Origin of the sequence: Vibrio mimicus CAIM 602 (assembly GCF_000338875.1) — a bacterium.
Taxonomy (GTDB): domain Bacteria; phylum Pseudomonadota; class Gammaproteobacteria; order Enterobacterales; family Vibrionaceae; genus Vibrio; species Vibrio mimicus.
The window spans coordinates 89,921-108,311 of the sequence record NZ_AOMO01000016.1 but is presented as its reverse complement, the minus strand read 5'-3'; the positions used below and the strand labels follow the sequence as shown (position 1 = coordinate 108,311).

At 45.7% G+C, this 18,391-nt stretch carries 19 protein-coding genes; 13 read left to right on the top strand and 6 right to left on the bottom strand.

Annotated features, from left to right (window positions below):
* Positions 1-43 precede the first annotated feature (43 nt).
* The 3 genes from D908_RS17010 to D908_RS17020 are packed head-to-tail and all read right to left on the bottom strand — an operon-like array spanning position 44 to position 2,332.
* Positions 44-592 (bottom strand): peptidylprolyl isomerase, encoded by a 549-nt coding sequence (locus D908_RS17010; RefSeq protein WP_005522436.1) that lies wholly within the window; start codon positions 590-592, stop codon positions 44-46.
* Positions 585-1,160, bottom strand: coding sequence for a YajG family lipoprotein (locus D908_RS17015; protein WP_000737552.1), 576 nt, complete (start codon positions 1,158-1,160; stop codon positions 585-587). The genes D908_RS17010 and D908_RS17015 overlap by 8 nt, the downstream gene beginning before the upstream one ends.
* Positions 1,161-1,201: 41 nt before the next feature.
* Complete coding sequence (locus D908_RS17020) at positions 1,202-2,332, bottom strand: methyltransferase (RefSeq protein ID WP_005522433.1); 1,131 nt, start codon at positions 2,330-2,332, stop codon at positions 1,202-1,204.
* Positions 2,333-2,497: 165 nt separating this feature from the next.
* On the opposite strand from D908_RS17020, the gene D908_RS17025 reads away from it, so the two are divergent.
* From D908_RS17025 to D908_RS17085, 13 genes are all read left to right on the top strand, one after another.
* Positions 2,498-2,818, top strand: coding sequence for a BolA family protein (locus D908_RS17025; protein ID WP_000613861.1), 321 nt, complete (start codon positions 2,498-2,500; stop codon positions 2,816-2,818).
* A gap of 483 nt (positions 2,819-3,301) precedes the next feature.
* Positions 3,302-4,642 (top strand): Na(+)-translocating NADH-quinone reductase subunit A, encoded by a 1,341-nt coding sequence (locus D908_RS17030; protein WP_005522430.1) that lies wholly within the window; start codon positions 3,302-3,304, stop codon positions 4,640-4,642.
* Positions 4,643-4,647: 5 nt separating this feature from the next.
* Positions 4,648-5,895 carry an NADH:ubiquinone reductase (Na(+)-transporting) subunit B gene (locus D908_RS17035; protein ID WP_000523296.1) on the top strand — a complete coding sequence of 416 codons (1,248 nt, stop codon included), beginning with the start codon at positions 4,648-4,650 and terminating at the stop codon, positions 5,893-5,895.
* The gene (locus tag D908_RS17040) at positions 5,882-6,655 is read left to right on the top strand and encodes a Na(+)-translocating NADH-quinone reductase subunit C (RefSeq protein ID WP_005522428.1); all 774 of its coding nucleotides are present in this window, start codon (positions 5,882-5,884) and stop codon (positions 6,653-6,655) included. The genes D908_RS17035 and D908_RS17040 overlap by 14 nt, the downstream gene beginning before the upstream one ends.
* On the top strand, positions 6,655-7,287 hold the full coding sequence (locus D908_RS17045) for an NADH:ubiquinone reductase (Na(+)-transporting) subunit D (protein ID WP_000092893.1): 633 nt from the start codon (positions 6,655-6,657) through the stop codon (positions 7,285-7,287). The genes D908_RS17040 and D908_RS17045 overlap by 1 nt, the downstream gene beginning before the upstream one ends.
* A 7-nt stretch (positions 7,288-7,294) precedes the next feature.
* The gene (nqrE, locus tag D908_RS17050) at positions 7,295-7,891 is read left to right on the top strand and encodes an NADH:ubiquinone reductase (Na(+)-transporting) subunit E (RefSeq protein ID WP_000401431.1); all 597 of its coding nucleotides are present in this window, start codon (positions 7,295-7,297) and stop codon (positions 7,889-7,891) included.
* 33 nt (positions 7,892-7,924) lie between these two features.
* Positions 7,925-9,151, top strand: coding sequence for an NADH:ubiquinone reductase (Na(+)-transporting) subunit F (nqrF, locus tag D908_RS17055; protein WP_000103961.1), 1,227 nt, complete (start codon positions 7,925-7,927; stop codon positions 9,149-9,151).
* 149 nt (positions 9,152-9,300) lie between these two features.
* Positions 9,301-10,305, top strand: coding sequence for an FAD:protein FMN transferase (locus tag D908_RS17060; protein ID WP_005522425.1), 1,005 nt, complete (start codon positions 9,301-9,303; stop codon positions 10,303-10,305).
* A 16-nt stretch (positions 10,306-10,321) separates the two neighbouring features.
* Positions 10,322-10,555 (top strand): (Na+)-NQR maturation NqrM, encoded by a 234-nt coding sequence (nqrM, locus tag D908_RS17065; RefSeq protein WP_000102946.1) that lies wholly within the window; start codon positions 10,322-10,324, stop codon positions 10,553-10,555.
* Between the two features lie 108 nt (positions 10,556-10,663).
* The gene (gene dinB / locus D908_RS17070; protein WP_005522423.1) at positions 10,664-11,737 is read left to right on the top strand and encodes a DNA polymerase IV; all 1,074 of its coding nucleotides are present in this window, start codon (positions 10,664-10,666) and stop codon (positions 11,735-11,737) included.
* Positions 11,738-11,903: 166 nt separating this feature from the next.
* Positions 11,904-12,674, top strand: coding sequence for a YggN family protein (locus D908_RS17075; protein ID WP_005514854.1), 771 nt, complete (start codon positions 11,904-11,906; stop codon positions 12,672-12,674).
* A 64-nt stretch (positions 12,675-12,738) separates the two neighbouring features.
* Entirely contained in the window at positions 12,739-14,256 is a 1,518-nt protein-coding gene (locus tag D908_RS17080) for a diguanylate cyclase (protein ID WP_005522421.1), read from the top strand.
* 158 nt (positions 14,257-14,414) lie between these two features.
* A complete protein-coding gene (locus tag D908_RS17085) occupies positions 14,415-15,770 on the top strand; it encodes a sodium-dependent transporter (RefSeq protein WP_000079475.1) in 1,356 nt (451 codons plus the stop codon).
* A gap of 75 nt (positions 15,771-15,845) precedes the next feature.
* Here D908_RS17085 and D908_RS17090 read toward each other — a convergent pair whose 3' ends face one another.
* From D908_RS17090 to D908_RS17100, 3 genes are read right to left on the bottom strand one after another with little or no spacing between them, the layout of a single operon-like run.
* Positions 15,846-16,934, bottom strand: a complete 1,089-nt coding sequence (locus D908_RS17090) for a succinylglutamate desuccinylase/aspartoacylase family protein (RefSeq protein WP_005522419.1) — start codon at positions 16,932-16,934, stop codon at positions 15,846-15,848.
* Positions 16,894-17,799 (bottom strand): 30S ribosomal protein S6--L-glutamate ligase, encoded by a 906-nt coding sequence (gene rimK, locus D908_RS17095; RefSeq protein ID WP_000689981.1) that lies wholly within the window; start codon positions 17,797-17,799, stop codon positions 16,894-16,896. Before rimK ends, D908_RS17090 begins: the two co-directional genes overlap by 41 nt.
* The gene (locus tag D908_RS17100; protein WP_000660271.1) at positions 17,796-18,239 is read right to left on the bottom strand and encodes an ATP-dependent zinc protease family protein; all 444 of its coding nucleotides are present in this window, start codon (positions 18,237-18,239) and stop codon (positions 17,796-17,798) included. Before D908_RS17100 ends, rimK begins: the two co-directional genes overlap by 4 nt.
* Positions 18,240-18,391 lie beyond the last annotated feature (152 nt).

The window sequence follows — 18,391 nt, the reverse complement described above, 5'->3', positions numbered from 1 at the left end:
AATGATTGCCGCACTCCCTGAAGTGGGAGTGCGGAGAAGAACTTTAAGGTAGACGAGTGACTTTATTGATCACGATTGGAGTGACTGGCACGTTTTGCATCCGGCCTTGAGTTTTGGTCGGTTGCAGAGCCATTTTCTCAATCACATCAAATCCTTCTACGACCTGACCGAAAACCGCATAGCCCGGCGGCTTGGCTGCGTAGTCTAGGAAGTCATTATCGACCAGATTGATGTAAAACTGACGAGTCGCCGAGTTCGGGTTTTGAGTACGTGCCATGGCAATCGTCGCGGTATTGTTGCGAAGACCATTACTCGCTTCGTTTTCAATTGGCGCGTAGGTTGGCAGTTGGTTGAGGTTTGTATCAAAACCACCGCCTTGTGCCATAAAGCCCGGGATTACCCGATGAAATTGGCTACCCACGTAGCTACCATCATCCACATAACGTAAGAAATTAGCCACAGAAACGGGGGCTTTTTCTTGGTTAAGTTCAATGGTGAAGTTACCGAGCGTTGTTTCTACCGCTAATTTAGGCCCTGCCCAAACACAACTGCTGAGCAGTGCTGTGGCAGCCCATAGCCATGACTTAGCCATTAAAACGCTCCTGCATATAAGTTTGTAGCTCGCTATCGTTAGCAATCTCTTTCAAAACCATGTTGATCATGTCATTGAGCACAGTTTCGATTTCATCATTGGAGGCGCTAAGCATACCGGTACGTTTTGCGGTGCCAGTATAGCTCTTAACTAGCTTGCCTCTAGGCGTTTCTGCTGTGACTTCCAGTGTTACGCTGCCATCCATTTCGTTCTCGACCATAGAGTGCTTAACCGATACCAACAGCTCTTGGATTTCAAGCGTGACTGAGTTTTCGCTGTTCACGCTGATACGAAAACCTTGTGAGGTTAACTGCTCAGACAACGCATTCTCTAAGGTGATACGTACATTTTGGCGCGGATGAATAGGCTCAATGTTGTTGCGGCCGCTATCAACCAAAGCGACATACTGAGCTGAGCGAACATCTTTACTCACGAGAGAAAAGCTGCTGTTTTTCACAATCGCGTTTTGGCTCAGCGTTGCTTGAGGTGTAACGTTGATTTGGGTCTGCTGAGGGGCAGAACAAGCGGTAAGTAAAGCGATTGAAGCCGCAAGAACCAGTTTTTTCATGGTTAATTCCTTTCGTTTTATTGTGCACACAGCCGCAAGGCTCAAGATTTAATAGCTTGTAAGATAACAAATTTACTGTTGTTGGCGATCACTCTAACTTGGCTTTTGCCAAACAATCTTGCCAGTTTTACATCGTAGCCGAGGTGGCGATTGCCGATCACCCATAATTTCCCGCCTTTTCTCAGAACATGCTTTGAGTCACAGAACATCTGCCAAGCGATGTGATCCGTAATAGTCTGTTGTTGATGGAAAGGGGGATTACACACAACCATGGAACTGCTTTGTGCTGGGAAACCGTCCAGACAGTTATTAGTGATGCACTGTATGTCTCGTTCACCAAGATTGTCGAGGAGATTCTGCTGCGCAGAAGCTGTCGCCATAAAGCTTTCGTCAACACAAGTGATCTTAGCCTGAGGGTTCAATTGCCCGAGTCGAACGGATAGCACGCCATTGCCACAACCCAAATCAATAAAATCCTCTAGAGCTGGATCAGCTGGCAAATGCTCTAACATAAATCTGGCACCCAGATCTAAACTTTCGCCTGAATAGACATTCGCTAAGTTAGTCAGAGTGATAGCATGAGGCTCAACGCTCCAGTGACAATCTTTGCTCACTTCAGGAATTGGGTTCGCAGTGGCTGAACTGAACACCAAACGGTGCTTTTTCCAAGCTAATGATGTTGTGGTTGCGCCTAAGTATTTTTCAAATAGATTCAGCGTAGAAGTGTGGATCTCCTTCGCTTTGTTTACCGCAATAATCGGCGTACTAGCTGGAAGGGCTTTGCGTAGTTGGCTGAGGATCCAAATTAAATGGCGATTGCTTTTCGGTAGCTGCAATAACACCACATCGGCATCGGCAGGGATCTCATCCAGAGTGGTGAGTAGATTCACCGCCGGGAGTTGATTGTGCTGCAAATTGGTTTGAGTGGCTTGATGGGCAATATAAGAGTCACTCATCATGCTGACTCGATGTTGTTTCGCAAACCAACAACTCAATGCACCAAAGTGATCATTGATCACTACGATGTGGCTATCTTGAGGTAGACCGAGTTCTTCAACATGTTGGATGAGGTACTCATCGCCGGCATCCCAAGCTTGCAGGGTTTCATTATTGCGTTTGGGGAATCGATGAAGAGTGAGCGTTTGCTCAAGCAAGGTAAGCTCAGTTTTCATATTGCTCGTGTTTCTAGTAAATTGACGGCGCATTGTCTCAGATGGCGATAAAACAGCAAACTAAAACCTAGGTTTTTGCATTTTTAACCACACGCTAGAGCACCCTATGGTCTATTCTCAATTTGTCATGTTGTCGACACCAAGGTGTTCAATAAGGAAAGCAATATGATTCAAGATGTTATTGAAATGAAACTGCGCGACGAGCTACAACCCGAGTTTCTAAAAGTGATCAATGAAAGTGATATGCACAACGTACCAAGAGGCTCTGAGAGCCACTTTAAAGTTACGATTGTGAGCGATCATTTTGATGGTTTACGCCTTGTAGCACGTCATCGTTTGGTTAATCAAACCTTGGCTGATGAATTGGCCAACCATATCCACGCTTTGGCAATTCATACCTATACTCGTGAAGAGTGGCAACAGAAGAACCAGGAGATTCCAGAGAGCCCAATGTGCTTAGGTGGTTCTCGAAAAGGTGCTCAATAATACGTAATAAACTTATTACTCCCGGTTGGATTTTAAGTAAATTATTAACACAATTTAAACAAATGAATCGCGATTTACTCAGTTAATAAAGGGTTTATCGTTTCGAGAGTGAAAATAAGCCTACATAAAATAGGTCTAAGAGAGTTTGTGCGATGCTTCAAATTTATGATGATTTCTTAGCCTTTCACTCAGGATTCGTTTGAAATTAAACAGTGATTCAGGGCATTCGTCATGGCATCAAGTTCCCAAAAGATGCTAGACTACAGCACCTGACAAATCCCCCACATGATTTGTGATGGGATTTTTAAAAGGATGTTGCGATTTTAATGGTTAAGGCCATTAAAACGGACACTAACAATGTCGTGTCTACCGAGGTAAGGATTCCGTTAGCGTTGTTCGGTTGTAAGAACAAGGCGAATGGAGTGCGCCTCGAATTTGCGCAATGAAAGAATCTTTTTCCCGATAAAAGTAGTGCAAGTGCGTATGATTACAATAAAAAAGGGTTTGGACCTTCCTATTGCAGGAACTCCTTCCCAGGTGATTAGTGATGGTAAAGCCATCAAAAAAGTCGCCTTGCTTGGCGAAGAGTACGTTGGCATGCGTCCTACTATGCATGTTCGCGTAGGTGATGAAGTAAAAAAAGCTCAGATTCTTTTTGAAGATAAGAAGAATCCGGGTGTGAAATTTACTTCACCAGTCAGCGGTAAAGTGGTTGAAATCAATCGTGGTGCGAAGCGCGTTCTTCAGTCTGTAGTGATTGAAGTAGCGGGTGATGACCAAGTGACATTCGACAAGTTTGAAGCCCATCAATTAGCAGGTTTGGATCGTGATGCGATCAAAACTCAGCTCATTGAATCTGGTCTTTGGACCGCTTTCCGTACTCGTCCGTTCAGCAAGGTTCCAGCCGTTGATTCCACTTCTGAAGCCATTTTTGTTACTGCTATGGATACCAATCCATTGGCAGCTGAGCCGACTGTAGTGATCAATGAACAATCGCAAGCCTTCGTAGCAGGTCTCGATGTGCTTTCGGCTCTGACCACTGGCAAAGTGTACGTTTGTAAAAAAGGTACTAGTCTGCCACGTTCTCAGCAGACGAATGTGGAAGAGCATGTCTTTGACGGCCCTCATCCTGCAGGCCTCGCTGGCACCCACATGCATTTCCTCTATCCAGTAAGTGCGAGCCATGTTGCGTGGAGCATTAACTATCAGGACGTGATTGCGATCGGTCAACTGTTCCTGACTGGTGAGTTGTTCAATCAACGTGTTGTTTCTCTCGCTGGCCCTGTTGTGAACAAACCTCGTTTGGTTCGCACTGTAATGGGCGCATCGCTAGAGCAACTGGTTGATAGCGAAATCATGCCAGGCGAAGTGCGTATTATCTCTGGTTCTGTGCTGTCAGGTACAAAAGCGACTGGACCACATGCTTATCTAGGCCGTTACCACCTACAAGTCTCTGTCCTACGTGAAGGACGTGATAAAGAGCTGTTGGGTTGGGCTATGCCAGGTAAAAACAAGTTTTCCGTTACTCGCTCTTTCCTTGGTCATATCTTCAAAGGTCAAGTGTACAACATGACCACCACGACCAACGGTAGTGATCGTGCCATGGTACCAATCGGTAACTATGAGAAAGTCATGCCATTGGATATGGAGCCAACCTTGTTGCTTCGTGATCTGTGTGCTGGTGACAGTGACAACGCGATTCGCTTAGGTGCTTTGGAGCTAGATGAAGAAGATCTGGCACTGTGTACTTTCGTTTGCCCAGGCAAATATGAGTACGGTCAGCTCCTGCGTGAGTGCTTAGACAAGATCGAGAAAGAAGGGTAATTTCCATGGGCCTTAAAAAGTTTCTTGAAGACATCGAGCATCATTTTGAGCCAGGCGGCAAACACGAGAAGTGGTTTGCATTGTATGAAGCGGCGGCAACGCTGTTCTATACCCCAGGTCTGGTAACCAAAAGAAGCTCGCACGTTCGTGATAGCGTTGACCTAAAGCGCATCATGATCATGGTTTGGCTTGCAGTATTCCCAGCAATGTTCTGGGGTATGTACAACGCAGGTGGCCAAGCCATTACTGCACTTAATCACCTTTACTCAGGTGATCAGCTAGCGGCGATTGTTGCTGGCAACTGGCACTACTGGCTAACCGAAATGCTTGGCGGCACAATGTCAAGCGATGCAGGTTGGGGCAGTAAAATGCTACTGGGTGCAACTTACTTCCTACCTATTTATGCCACGGTATTTATCGTTGGTGGTTTCTGGGAAGTGTTGTTCTGTATGGTGCGTAAGCATGAAGTCAACGAAGGCTTCTTCGTAACTTCGATTCTGTTTGCCCTCATCGTTCCACCAACTCTGCCTCTGTGGCAAGCCGCACTGGGTATTACCTTCGGTGTTGTTGTTGCTAAAGAAGTGTTTGGTGGTACAGGTCGTAACTTCCTTAACCCAGCTCTTGCTGGCCGTGCTTTCCTGTTCTTTGCTTACCCAGCACAGATTTCAGGTGACCTAGTATGGACTGCAGCTGATGGCTTCTCTGGTGCAACTGCACTGAGCCAATGGGCACAAGGTGGCGCAGGTGCACTGATCAACAATGCGACTGGCCAAACGATCACTTGGATGGATGCTTTCATCGGTAACATCCCAGGTTCAATCGGTGAAGTTTCAACTTTGGCACTCATGATTGGTGCAGCGTTCATTGTTTACATGGGCATTGCTTCATGGCGCATTATTGGCGGCGTGATGATTGGTATGATTCTGCTGTCAACACTGTTTAACGTGATTGGCTCTGATACCAACGCAATGTTCAACATGCCTTGGCATTGGCACCTTGTACTGGGTGGTTTTGCATTCGGTATGTTCTTCATGGCGACTGACCCAGTTTCAGCTTCCTTCACCAATGGTGGTAAGTGGGCTTACGGTATCTTGATTGGCGCAATGTGTGTGCTGATCCGTGTCGTGAACCCAGCGTACCCAGAAGGTATGATGCTGGCGATCCTATTCGCGAACCTATTTGCACCACTGTTTGACCACGTGGTTGTAGAGAGAAATATCAAGCGGAGATTAGCGCGCTATGGCAAGCAATAACGATAGCATTAAAAAGACGCTGTTTGTTGTTATCGCGTTGAGCCTAGTGTGCTCAATCATCGTATCGGCAGCGGCTGTCGGTCTGCGTGACAAGCAAAAAGAAAATGCGGCACTGGATAAGCAGAGCAAAATTCTGCAAGTTGCAGGCATTCAAGCTAAAGGCAGCAAACAAATCGTTGAACTGTTTAACAAGAGCATCGAACCACGTTTGGTTGACTTCAACACTGGTAACTTTGTTGAAGGTGATGCAGCAAACTACGATCAACGTAAAGCAGCGAAAGAAGCCTCTGAGTCAATCAAACTGACTCCTGATCAAGATAAAGCGAAGATCCAACGTCGTGCGAATGTTGGTGTGGTTTATCTCGTGAAAGACGGCGACAAAACCAGCAAGGTGATTTTGCCTGTACATGGTAACGGCCTATGGTCAATGATGTACGCGTTTGTAGCAGTTGAAACTGACGGTAACACCGTTTCAGGTTTGACTTACTATGAACAAGGCGAAACTCCTGGATTGGGTGGCGAAGTTGAAAATCCAGCTTGGCGTGCTCAATGGGTAGGTAAAAAGCTGTTTGATGAAAACCACAAACCTGCGATCAAGATTGTCAAAGGTGGTGCACCACAAGGTTCTGAGCATGGCGTAGACGGTCTGTCTGGCGCAACGCTGACCAGTAACGGTGTACAACACACCTTCGACTTCTGGTTGGGTGATATGGGCTTTGGTCCATTCCTGACAAAAGTTCGTGACGGAGGTCTTAACTAATGTCTAGCGCAAAAGAGCTGAAAAAGAGTGTGTTAGCACCAGTTCTGGACAACAACCCGATTGCATTGCAAGTTCTGGGTGTGTGTTCTGCACTGGCGGTAACCACTAAGCTGGAAACGGCATTTGTTATGACGTTGGCGGTAATGTTTGTTACTGCATTGTCTAACTTCTTCGTTTCTCTGATCCGTAACCACATTCCTAACAGTGTACGTATTATCGTACAGATGGCGATTATCGCTTCTTTAGTTATCGTGGTAGACCAGATTCTTAAAGCGTATCTGTACGATATTTCTAAGCAGCTGTCGGTATTCGTTGGTCTGATTATCACCAACTGTATCGTAATGGGCCGTGCAGAAGCGTTTGCGATGAAGTCAGCGCCGATCCCTTCTTTCATTGATGGTATCGGTAACGGTTTAGGATACGGTTTCGTGCTGATGACAGTAGGTTTCTTCCGTGAGCTTCTGGGCTCTGGCAAACTGTTTGGTTTGGAAATTCTGCCTCTTATCAGTAACGGTGGTTGGTATCAGCCAAACGGTCTGATGCTACTCGCGCCTTCAGCATTCTTCCTGATCGGCTTCATGATTTGGGCGATTCGTACGTTCAAACCAGAACAAGTAGAAGCGAAGGAGTAAGGTTGTCATGGAACATTATATTAGTCTGCTGGTGAAATCGATTTTCATCGAGAACATGGCACTCTCTTTCTTCTTAGGGATGTGTACATTCTTGGCGGTGTCGAAGAAAGTTAAGACATCATTCGGCTTAGGTATCGCGGTTATCGTGGTACTGACTATCTCTGTACCAGTCAACAATCTGGTGTACAACCTAGTGCTCAAGCCAGATGCACTGGTTGAAGGGGTAGACCTAAGCTTCCTGAACTTTATTACCTTTATCGGTGTTATTGCGGCATTAGTACAGATTCTGGAAATGATCCTCGATCGCTTCTTCCCGCCTCTGTATAACGCACTGGGCATCTTCCTGCCGTTGATCACAGTAAACTGTGCAATCTTTGGTGGTGTGTCTTTCATGGTGCAGCGCGACTACAACTTTGCTGAATCTGTTGTGTACGGTTTTGGCTCAGGTGTGGGTTGGATGCTGGCTATCGTCGCTCTTGCAGGTATCCGTGAGAAAATGAAGTATTCAGACGTTCCTCCAGGTCTGCGTGGTTTAGGTATTACCTTTATCACTGCTGGTTTGATGGCGTTGGGCTTCATGTCTTTCTCTGGTGTTCAACTGTAAGTCGGGTAAACCGCAGCAATAAAGGAATAGTTAATGTCTACTATTATTTTTGGTGTAGTGATGTTTACCTTGATTATACTGGCATTGGTTCTGGTGATTCTGTTCGCCAAATCCAAGCTGGTACCAACAGGTGACATTACAATCTCAATCAATGGCGATCCTGAGAAAGCGATCGTAACCCAACCGGGTGGTAAACTGCTGAGTGCATTGGCAGGCGCTGGTGTATTCGTATCTTCTGCCTGTGGTGGTGGTGGCTCATGTGGCCAATGCCGCGTAAAAATCAAATCGGGTGGCGGTGATATTCTGCCTACAGAACTTGATCACATCAGCAAAGGCGAAGCCCGTGAAGGTGAGCGTTTGGCGTGTCAGGTGGCTGTGAAAGCCGATATGGATCTGGAACTGCCAGAAGAAATCTTTGGTGTGAAGAAGTGGGAATGTACGGTTATCTCTAACGATAACAAAGCTACTTTCATCAAAGAGCTGAAACTTGCGATTCCTGACGGCGAGTCAGTACCATTCCGTGCGGGTGGTTACATTCAGATTGAAGCGCCAGCGCACCATGTTAAGTACGCCGATTACGATGTACCTGAGAAATACCGTGGTGACTGGGACAAATTCAATCTGTTCCGCTATGAGTCTAAAGTAGATGAGCCAATCATCCGTGCTTACTCTATGGCGAACTACCCAGAAGAGTTTGGCATCATCATGCTGAACGTGCGTATCGCGACTCCGCCGCCAAATAATCCAAACGTACCACCAGGCCAAATGTCTTCTTACATCTGGTCACTGAAAGCCGGTGATAAATGTACAATTTCTGGTCCATTCGGTGAGTTCTTCGCGAAAGATACCGATGCAGAAATGGTATTTATCGGTGGTGGTGCTGGTATGGCGCCAATGCGTTCGCATATCTTTGACCAGCTGAAGCGTCTGAAGTCTAAGCGTAAGATGTCTTACTGGTACGGTGCGCGTTCTAAGCGTGAAATGTTCTACGTTGAGGATTTCGACGGCCTAGCGGCTGAGAATGAAAACTTCGTATGGCATTGTGCACTGTCTGATCCTCAGCCAGAAGATAACTGGACGGGTTACACCGGCTTCATCCATAACGTGTTGTACGAAAATTATCTGCGTGACCATGAAGCACCAGAAGATTGTGAGTACTACATGTGTGGACCTCCGATGATGAACGCGGCAGTGATCAACATGCTGAAAAACCTTGGTGTAGAAGAGGAAAACATCCTACTGGATGACTTCGGTGGTTAATCGATAACTCACTACATCTGATGGCTGGCTCGTTAGAGTCAGCCATTGTTTTTTGCAAATCGGATATCGAAAGTGTCGATCCCATTGCATATAGAGTGCGGTGACATCGGTATTTCCCATATCAATTTTTAACTCAAAGGAGTAAACAAGTGAGACATTGGCTTGTTGCATTAGCTTCTCTTCTCTTGCTAGCTGGTTGTGAAAAACCGATTGAGCAGGTACATATTAGTGGTCCAACGATGGGGACCTCTTATAACATTAAATATATTCAGCAACCGGGTATTGCAGATTCCAAAACTCTGCAAACTGAAATCGACCGTCTGTTGGAAGAAGTCAACGATCAGATGTCGACTTACCGCCAAAACTCTGAATTAAGCCGTTTTAACCAGCACGCTAGTGCGGAGCCGTTTACGGTTTCGACTCAAACCGCGACGGTTGTGAAAGAAGCGATCCGTTTAAACGGTCTTACTGAGGGAGCGCTGGATGTGACAGTGGGTCCTTTAGTGAATCTTTGGGGGTTTGGTCCAGAAGCGCGCCCTGATATCGTACCGACGGATGAAGAGCTGAATACTCGCCGTGCAATTACAGGCATTGAGCATCTTACGGTGGAAGGTAATACACTAAGCAAAGATATTCCTGAGCTGTACGTTGACCTGTCTACCATTGCGAAGGGCTGGGGCGTCGATGTTGTGGCGGATTACATCCAGTCACAAGGCATTGAGAACTATATGGTTGAAATCGGCGGTGAGATCCGTTTAAAAGGTTTGAACCGTGATGGAGTCGCGTGGCGAATTGCGATTGAGAAGCCGAGTATCGATCAACGTAGCGTCCAAGAGATCATTGAGCCGGGTGAATACGCTATTGCTACATCCGGCGATTACCGTAACTACTTTGAGCAAGATGGCGTACGTTACTCGCATATCATTGACCCGATCACTGGACGTCCGATCAACAACCGTGTGGTTTCCGTGACTGTGCTGGATAAATCATGTATGACCGCTGATGGTTTAGCGACCGGTTTAATGGTGATGGGTGAAGAACGTGGGATGGCAGTGGCTGAAGCCAATCACATTCCAGTGCTGATGATTGTTAAAACCGATGATGGTTTTAAAGAATACGCATCAAGCAGCTTTAAACCATTTTTGAATCAGTAACAGTGAGCATAAAACGATGAGCACATTTTTGATTACTTTTGGCTTCTTTCTTGCCGTCATTGCAGCAATGGCTGTCGGTTATATTTTCCAACGTAAAGTGGTGAAAGGCAGCTGTGGCGGTTTAGGTGCAGTGGGTATCGAAAAAGTCTGTAATTGCCCAGAGCCTTGCGATGCACGTAAAAAGCGTGAAGCTAAGGCGGCAGCGCGTGCAGAACGCCTTGCGGCTTGGGAAAAAGATCGCATCGCGTAATCAACTCAAACTCAAGTTAAAAGCTCGCTACGGCGGGCTTTTTGTTTTTTCAGCTTTCCTTGCAGATGGCTTATTACTATACTGTTTAAGTATACAGTGTGGTGGGCTATGCAAGATAGAATTCGAAAAATCATCCATGTCGATATGGACTGCTTTTTTGCTGCAGTCGAAATGCGGGATAACCCTGCATATCGTGATATTCCACTCGCCGTTGGTGGACATGAGAAGCAGCGTGGTGTGATCAGTACATGCAACTATCAAGCGCGAAAGTTTGGTGTTCGCTCTGCTATGCCTACGGCTCAAGCATTAAAACTTTGCCCGCAACTGCATGTCGTGCCGGGGCGAATGCAGGTCTATAAAAGTGTCTCGCGACAAATCCAAGCCATTTTCCAGCGCTACACCTCGGTGATTGAGCCTCTTTCCCTAGATGAAGCTTATCTTGATGTCACGGAGTCTACCGCCTATCAAGGTAGCGCCACGTTAATTGCTCAAGCGATTCGACGTGATATATGGCAAGAGCTGAATTTAACCGCTTCTGCTGGTGTTGCACCCATCAAGTTTCTTGCCAAAGTGGCCTCTGATATTAATAAGCCGGATGGCTTATATGTGGTGACACCTGAGCAAGTTCAGGAGATGGTTGATAGCTTACCGTTGGAAAAAATCCCCGGAGTGGGCAAAGTTGCGTTAGAAAAACTCCATCAAGCTGGTCTCTATGTCGGGGCTGATGTGAAAAACGCAGATTATCGCCAGATATTGCATCAATTTGGTCGCTTAGGGGCTTCACTATGGAAAAAGAGCCACGGGGTCGATGAGCGGGAAGTGGTGACTGAGCGTGAGCGTAAATCCGTTGGGGTTGAGTACACCTTTAGTCAAAACATCACGACGTTTGAAGAGTGTTGGCAAGTGATCAAGCAAAAACTTTATCCAGAGCTGGATTCACGTTTGAGCCGAGCGCATCCACAGCGTGCCATCACGAAACAAGGCATTAAAGTCAAGTTTGCTGACTTTCAGCTGACCACTATTGAGCACGTCCATCCTACATTGGAATTGGACTATTTTTATGAGCTATTAGAACAAGTGTTGACTCGTCAAAATGGGCGAGAGATTCGCTTACTTGGCTTAAGTGTCATGCTAAAACCTGAATTGCAAATGAAGCAACTCAGCATGTTTCCGAATGAATAGCAGCAAGTCGATTTCGGCCAAATTCCTCTTTTGAGCTAAAGGCTTTATAAATTCATGGTCTTAGCCCATTACGAAGATAGTTTAGATGATAGTTCGAACAATAATCGTCATTAAAGAGTAATTTTTGACGATTTATTGGCGTATCATTCATCGGGATTAATTATAGTTGGCAAAAAATCAGCCAGAGAACCACATGAAAAAGACCGTTTTAACCTTAGCTGTTTTGATGAGCTCATCGACTTGGGCGGCACAGTGTCAGGTCGATATTCAAAATGAAGTCCATCTTAATGCGCAACGTATTGAAATTCAGCGAGCGAGCAATGACAAAGCGTTGATTGATAAGCAAAACAATCTTTATATCCAAGGAAAGAAAATAGCATTAACGGCCGACCAGCAAGCCGCTGTACGTCGTTATCGTGAACAGCTAACGAATATGGTGCCTAAAGCACAGCGTTGGGCAGATGAGAGCCTGACGGTAGCCAATCAATTGGTCGATGATGTAGCGGTTTCTTTAGATGCTCCGCAAGCTTTTGAGAATGTCAAAAAATCGATGGCGACGTTCTTTGCTAATGCCAAGGCACAGTATTTTAAAAATGGTGATTTGGTGGTTCCTGCCGAGACGTTTGAAGCGATGCAAAATCGTTGGCAACAAGAGTTTTCACGTGGCAAGGAAGTGTTGACCCAAGAGTTTTTCGCCAGTGCGTTTGATGTAATGGCAACTAAGATGCAACAAGAGGGGGGAGTAAACCTTACCCAGCTTGGCAAAAATATGGCGGATTTAAAAACTAAGTTGGATGCCAAACTCAAAGAACACACATCAACTTTTGAGAAACAAGGGAAAGAGTGGTGTGATGCTTTACACGAAATGACTCAACAAGAGCAGCAATTGCATAAAAAAATCCCTCAATTAAAGAGCTATCAAGTCTTCACCATCTAACTGATAAGAGTGTGAATCTCACACTCTTTCTGTTTTGGGTAAGGTTTGTTATGACGACGGTGATATGAATTTAAATAATTTTAGTCTGCGCTCGCTGACGACGCTCAATGCGTTGGCAGTGGTGGTAGGCTTTTTGATGTTTTACCTGACATTTAAATATTTCTGGTCGCATGACCGTGAGGTTGAACAAGCACTTCAGTTGCAACAAGCTGAAGTGAAGCGTGTTGAAACCATGGTGTCGCTAGAACGTAAAGCCATGGGTGCTTCATTAGCAGATTACGCAGCTTGGGATGAAATGGCAGCTTTTATTGCCAGTCCCAATAACGCATTTATCGAGAATAATATTGGCGATCTGTCATTTACCTCTCAATTTCTTGATGGGATTTTTATTTTTGATCCGATGAAGAAACTCGTATGGGGCAAAAAGTATGATTCGGAAACAGATCAAAGCGTCAGTTATGATCACTTGCTGGCCGATTTCGCTGGGATTTTGGATCAGGCACAGCATTTAAGCACTGAAGGGGTTTCTACTACGGTTCGCTACATGGTGGTGGATGGGGAGCCCTATTTGGCAGCTACTGCGCGTGTATGTAACAGTGAAGGGACATCTTGCAACCAAGGTTATCTGATCTTTATAAAAAAAGTGCGTTCCCAATTTGCCAAGGTGGTAGAGCAAGCGACGGGGGTTGATATTGATGTACTCACTTGTGCGAATAGTGAACCTCTACCTAAAGATGAGCAGGATGTTTCTTACCTAAAACAGCTAGATTACAGTGGTAACTCAAGTGTGTTATTGAAGATTAATCATCACGTTAAGCATCCTCCTTTTATCCGCAGTGATGAAATCCTAGCACTGCTATTTTTTTCGTCAGTGATGTACGTGGTCAATTTATGGGTTGTAGTGACTTTGATTAAACCCATCACGGCAGCGAATCAAGTGTTGCAGCAGTTCAAAACTTCAGGCGGAAAAATGCCTGATGCGAGTACTTTTATCTCTGCCGAAATGAAAGAGTTTGCGAGCACCATTAATCATATTGTTACTCAACTTGATGAAAGTCAGCAGGTGCTCCGTTGGCAGTCAGAACATGATCCTCTGACTCGGATTTCCAATCGCCGCTATTTAGAAAAGCAGCTTAAAGGTTATTTGAGTGATCGCCCTTGCCGTTATTTGGTGTTGTACCTGATTGATATTGATTACTTCAAACCCTTCAATGATAACTTTGGCCATCTGGCGGGGGATGAAGCCTTATGCTCGGTTGCGCAAGCTTTGCAAGCAATAGAGTTTGATGGGGAAAAAATTGTCACTCGATTTGGTGGAGAAGAGTTTTGTGTCGTGCTTGCTTCAGATAGCGAATTGGATGCTGAACAATTTGCCCAACAGATACATACCAAAGTTGCCGAGTTAGCCATTGCCAATCCACAGGATTCTGACTTCCAATATCTTACCGTGAGTATTGGTGGTGTTTATGCCATATCACCACGTATGGATGCTTATCTGTCACTATTCCATCAAGCGGATATGGCGCTTTATGAGGCGAAGGAAAGTGGTCGAAATCGATATGTTGTGCGTAGTTTTGCCTAAAATTTAAACATTCCCCCAGTGGTATTTTGATTCGGCTCGATAAAAGCACAGTGTTTGTACGATTTTTCAGCGAATGATTCTGTTGATGATTGAGTCGCTAGACACTTTGTATTAATGTACTAGTCAACTAGTGTGTTGGTATCGTATGAGTCGTCGTAATGGCACAAACAAATTCTCGTGAGACTTTCAGTTCTCGTCTTGGTTTTATCCTCGCTGCTGCTGGAGCAGCCGTTGGTTTAGGTAACATCTGGGGTTTCCCCACCCAAGCGGCTAGCAATGGTGGTGGCGCATTTCTGTTGGTATATCTGGTATTAATTTTTGTGGTCGCTTTTCCCATGTTGGTGGTTGAAATGGCGATCGGCCGTTATGGGCAAGCAAACCCTGTCGATAGTATGCGTGCATTAACACCAAATCCAATTGCAAAGAAAATCGGCGGATTAGTCGGTTGGATTGGGTTGAGTGTACCGAGTGCCGTTCTGGCCTTTTACAGCATTGTCGGTGGCTGGATTATCTGTTTCCTGTTAGGCGCGATGGCGGATCTGTTTGGTCTCGCAACAGCCAGTGCTTGGCTTAAAGGTTTTAGTGTTGAACGTAACCTGTTCGGTACAGTAATTTTTTATGTGCTAACAATTTTGATCGTGCAGGGTGGCGTAAAAAAAGGGATTGAGCGTTGGTCAACCAGACTGATGCCTGCACTGTTTGTGCTGTTTGCGGTGCTGTTTATTTACATCATGACTCAGCAAGGCGCACTGGACGGATTAAAGCATTATCTAATCCCTGATTTTGAAAAAGTGTGGGATCGCAAACTGATATTAGCGGCCATGGGGCAGGGATTCTTCTCTTTAACCATTGGTGGTTGTTCAATGCTGATTTACGGCTCTTATCTGAGTAAGAAAGAGAACCTGCCTAAAATGGCGATGAGTGTGACTTTGGTTGATACCGCAGTGGCTTTCATTGCTGGTTTGGTGGTGTTGCCAGCCATGTTTGTGGCGATGAACAAAGGGGTACAAATTTATGCTCAGGATGGCTCTTTATTGAGCTCGGATACCTTAGTGTTTACTGTCTTACCTCTGATGTTTGATAGCTTAGGCATACTGGGGCAGATCTTTGCGATGGTCTTTTTCCTATTGCTGACCATTGCCGCGTTAACTTCTTCTATCTCAATGCTTGAATGTCCAGTGGCTTTAGTGGGTGAGCGTTTTAATACTCGTCGTACTCCAACAAGTTGGGTACTCGGTGGCTTGATCGCGCTGGTGAGCGTGGTGATTGTTTACAACTTTGGAGCCTTATTTGGCTTGGTAGCAACGCTGGCGACTCAGTATTTGCAGCCTACTGCAGCATTAATGTTCTGTCTGTTTGGTGGTTGGGTATGGCATCGTGATGCCAAAATGAAAGAACTACAAGCGGGATTCCCTGAGCTGCAACAGAGCCTATTTGGCAAAATCTGGCCTTGGTATGTGAAGTTTGTCTGCCCAATTTTGGTGGCTACGGTTATCTGGGCTTCGTTTGGTTAAGCCATATTCATATAGATAAATGAATAAATAAAAGCCCTCGTTATGAGGGCTTTTTCAATTCAGAAAATTCAGCGTTTAGAAAGTAACAATATGACCTGTTGTTAACGGTTCTAAATCCGCTTCGGTTAACTCTTCGATGAATTCTCCCACCACTTGCTCAATGATTTCATCATCTTGATGGAAATAGGCTAGGTGGAATACGGCATCACCTTCGTTAACCAATGGAAGTGTTTGTTGGCCAATGACAATGCCACTCTTGTTAGCGCGAATTTCCACTTCCAGTTTTCCAAGTGGTGAGTTGATATATGCCAACACTTGACCCTTCTCAACTTTATCCCCTAAGGAAACGAGTGTACGCAAAATGCCATCAGCTTCGGCACGTAGCCAACTGGTGGATTTCGCAATGACTGAGGCTGGCGTTTTTTTGCGACTGGATCGGAGCATTTTAATCGCCTGCATGACTCGCTTAATACCGATAATCCCAGCATTAATTGCAACAGGATCAAAACGCAGTGCTTCTCCCGCTTCATAAGTTAATACAGGAATCTGTTGCTTTTCAGCTTCGCTGCGCAATGAACCATCTCTTAGTGGGGAATCTATGATCACAGGCGTCGCAAACGCTTGTGCAATGCGCAGGGTTTCTTTGCCGCTTAAATCTGCACGGATTTGTGGCAAGTTGGTTCGATGAATCGCGCCTGTATGCAGATCGAGAATGTAGTCACAACGCTGGGCAACTTGTGAGAAAAAGGTGTGTGCCATGCGCGAAGCTAATGAGCCTCTTTCACTACCGGGAAAACAACGGTTCAAGTCGCGCCGATCAGGTAAGTAACGTGATTTATGAATAAAGCCGAAAACGTTGACGATGGGAACGGCAATCAGTGTGCCTTTGAGKTTTTTTTCGTCGAGAGTGTTAAGTAGTTGGCGAATAATTTCTACGCCGTTGAGTTCATCACCATGAATGGCTGCGTTGATCATCAACACTGGGCCAGGAGCTGAGCCATGGATAACTTCTATCGGAATGGAAAGAGGGGAGTCGGTATAAAGTTTGGCAGCTTCGAGTTCGATGACCCGCCTTGAGGATGGGGGAATGGTTTCCCCCAAAAATAAAAAGTCGCTGTGCTTTTTAGCCTTTGCCACGTGTTTTAGTCCTTTTGCTGGCTGCATTTTTCTCAATGAATTCTACAATCATTCCCGCGATGTCCTTGCCTGTTGCCGCTTCAATGCCTTCCAAGCCTGGAGATGAGTTAACTTCCATGACCAGTGGACCGCGAGCGGAACGAAGTAGATCAACACCCGCCACATTCAATCCCATGATTTTAGCGGCGTCAATCGCGGTTTTACGCTCTTGTGGAGTGATTTTGACTAACGATGCAGTACCACCACGATGCAGGTTAGAGCGGAACTCACCATCAGCACCTTGACGCTTCATCGCTGCAATCACTTTATCGCCAATCACGAAGCAGCGAATATCCGCACCGCCAGCTTCTTTGATGTACTCTTGCACCATGATGTTGGCTTTCAGTCCCATGAAGGCTTCAATCACACTTTCTGCAGCGGTACGCGTTTCGGCTAGCACAACACCGATACCTTGAGTCCCTTCCAGTAGTTTGATGACAACAGGAGCACCGCCCACCATATCGAGTAGGTCTTTGACATCATCAGGCTTGCTTGCAAAACCCGTGATCGGCATACCAATGCCGCGGCGAGATAACAGCTGCATAGAGCGCAGTTTGTCACGCGAACGAGTAATCGCGACCGACTCATTGGCTGGGTAAACGCCCATCATTTCAAATTGGCGTAATACTGCGGTGCCGTAGAAAGTCACAGAAGCACCAATACGTGGAATCACCGCATCAAAACCCGCTAACTCTTCACCTTTGTAATGAATTTCCGGTTTATCGGAGTTGATATTCATGTAGCAGCGCAAGGCATCAATGACACGAACCTCATGGCCTCGCTGTTTGCACGCTTCTATCAAACGCTTGGTTGAATACAGCGAAGCGTTACGCGACAGAATACCAATTTTCATTTATTCGGCTCCTCGAAAGGGATTAAAAACGATTTTGTAGGATCAACTATGATTCGGTGATGCATGGCAGTACGGCCCAATAACATACGAAACGCCATGTTCTCTCGATTGGTCAAGGTGATTTCAATCGGCCATGTTTGGCCGCCAAAGCTAAGATCCGACCGAATGACGTAGCGTGTTTCTTCATGGCCACCAGAATCGCGAACAACTCGTTCGTCAATTACTGCTGCTTCACACATTTTTACTAGCTCATCATTCTTTTGCATCGGGTGGATCCAAAAACGAACCCACGGAGCTCCTTCCTTAGTGAAGCTCTCTACCTTGAACGCGTGCAAGCAAGACGTTCGGGCTCCAGTATCGATTTTCGCTTTAATGCGTTCAATACCTAACCCTGGAAGGCTGAGATTCTCACGCCATCCGACAATCATTTTTTCTTTCATCGCAATTTCATTAGTTTGAGAATTTCAGATACCGCTAAGGACAAGCAGCACCCTCGAAACAACCTGCATTTTGCAAGTTGTCGCTTGAAGAGAGTTTGGTGAATAACTCTGGGAACTTCAAGGGGGCGAACTCTAGCAGCCAACCTTAAACA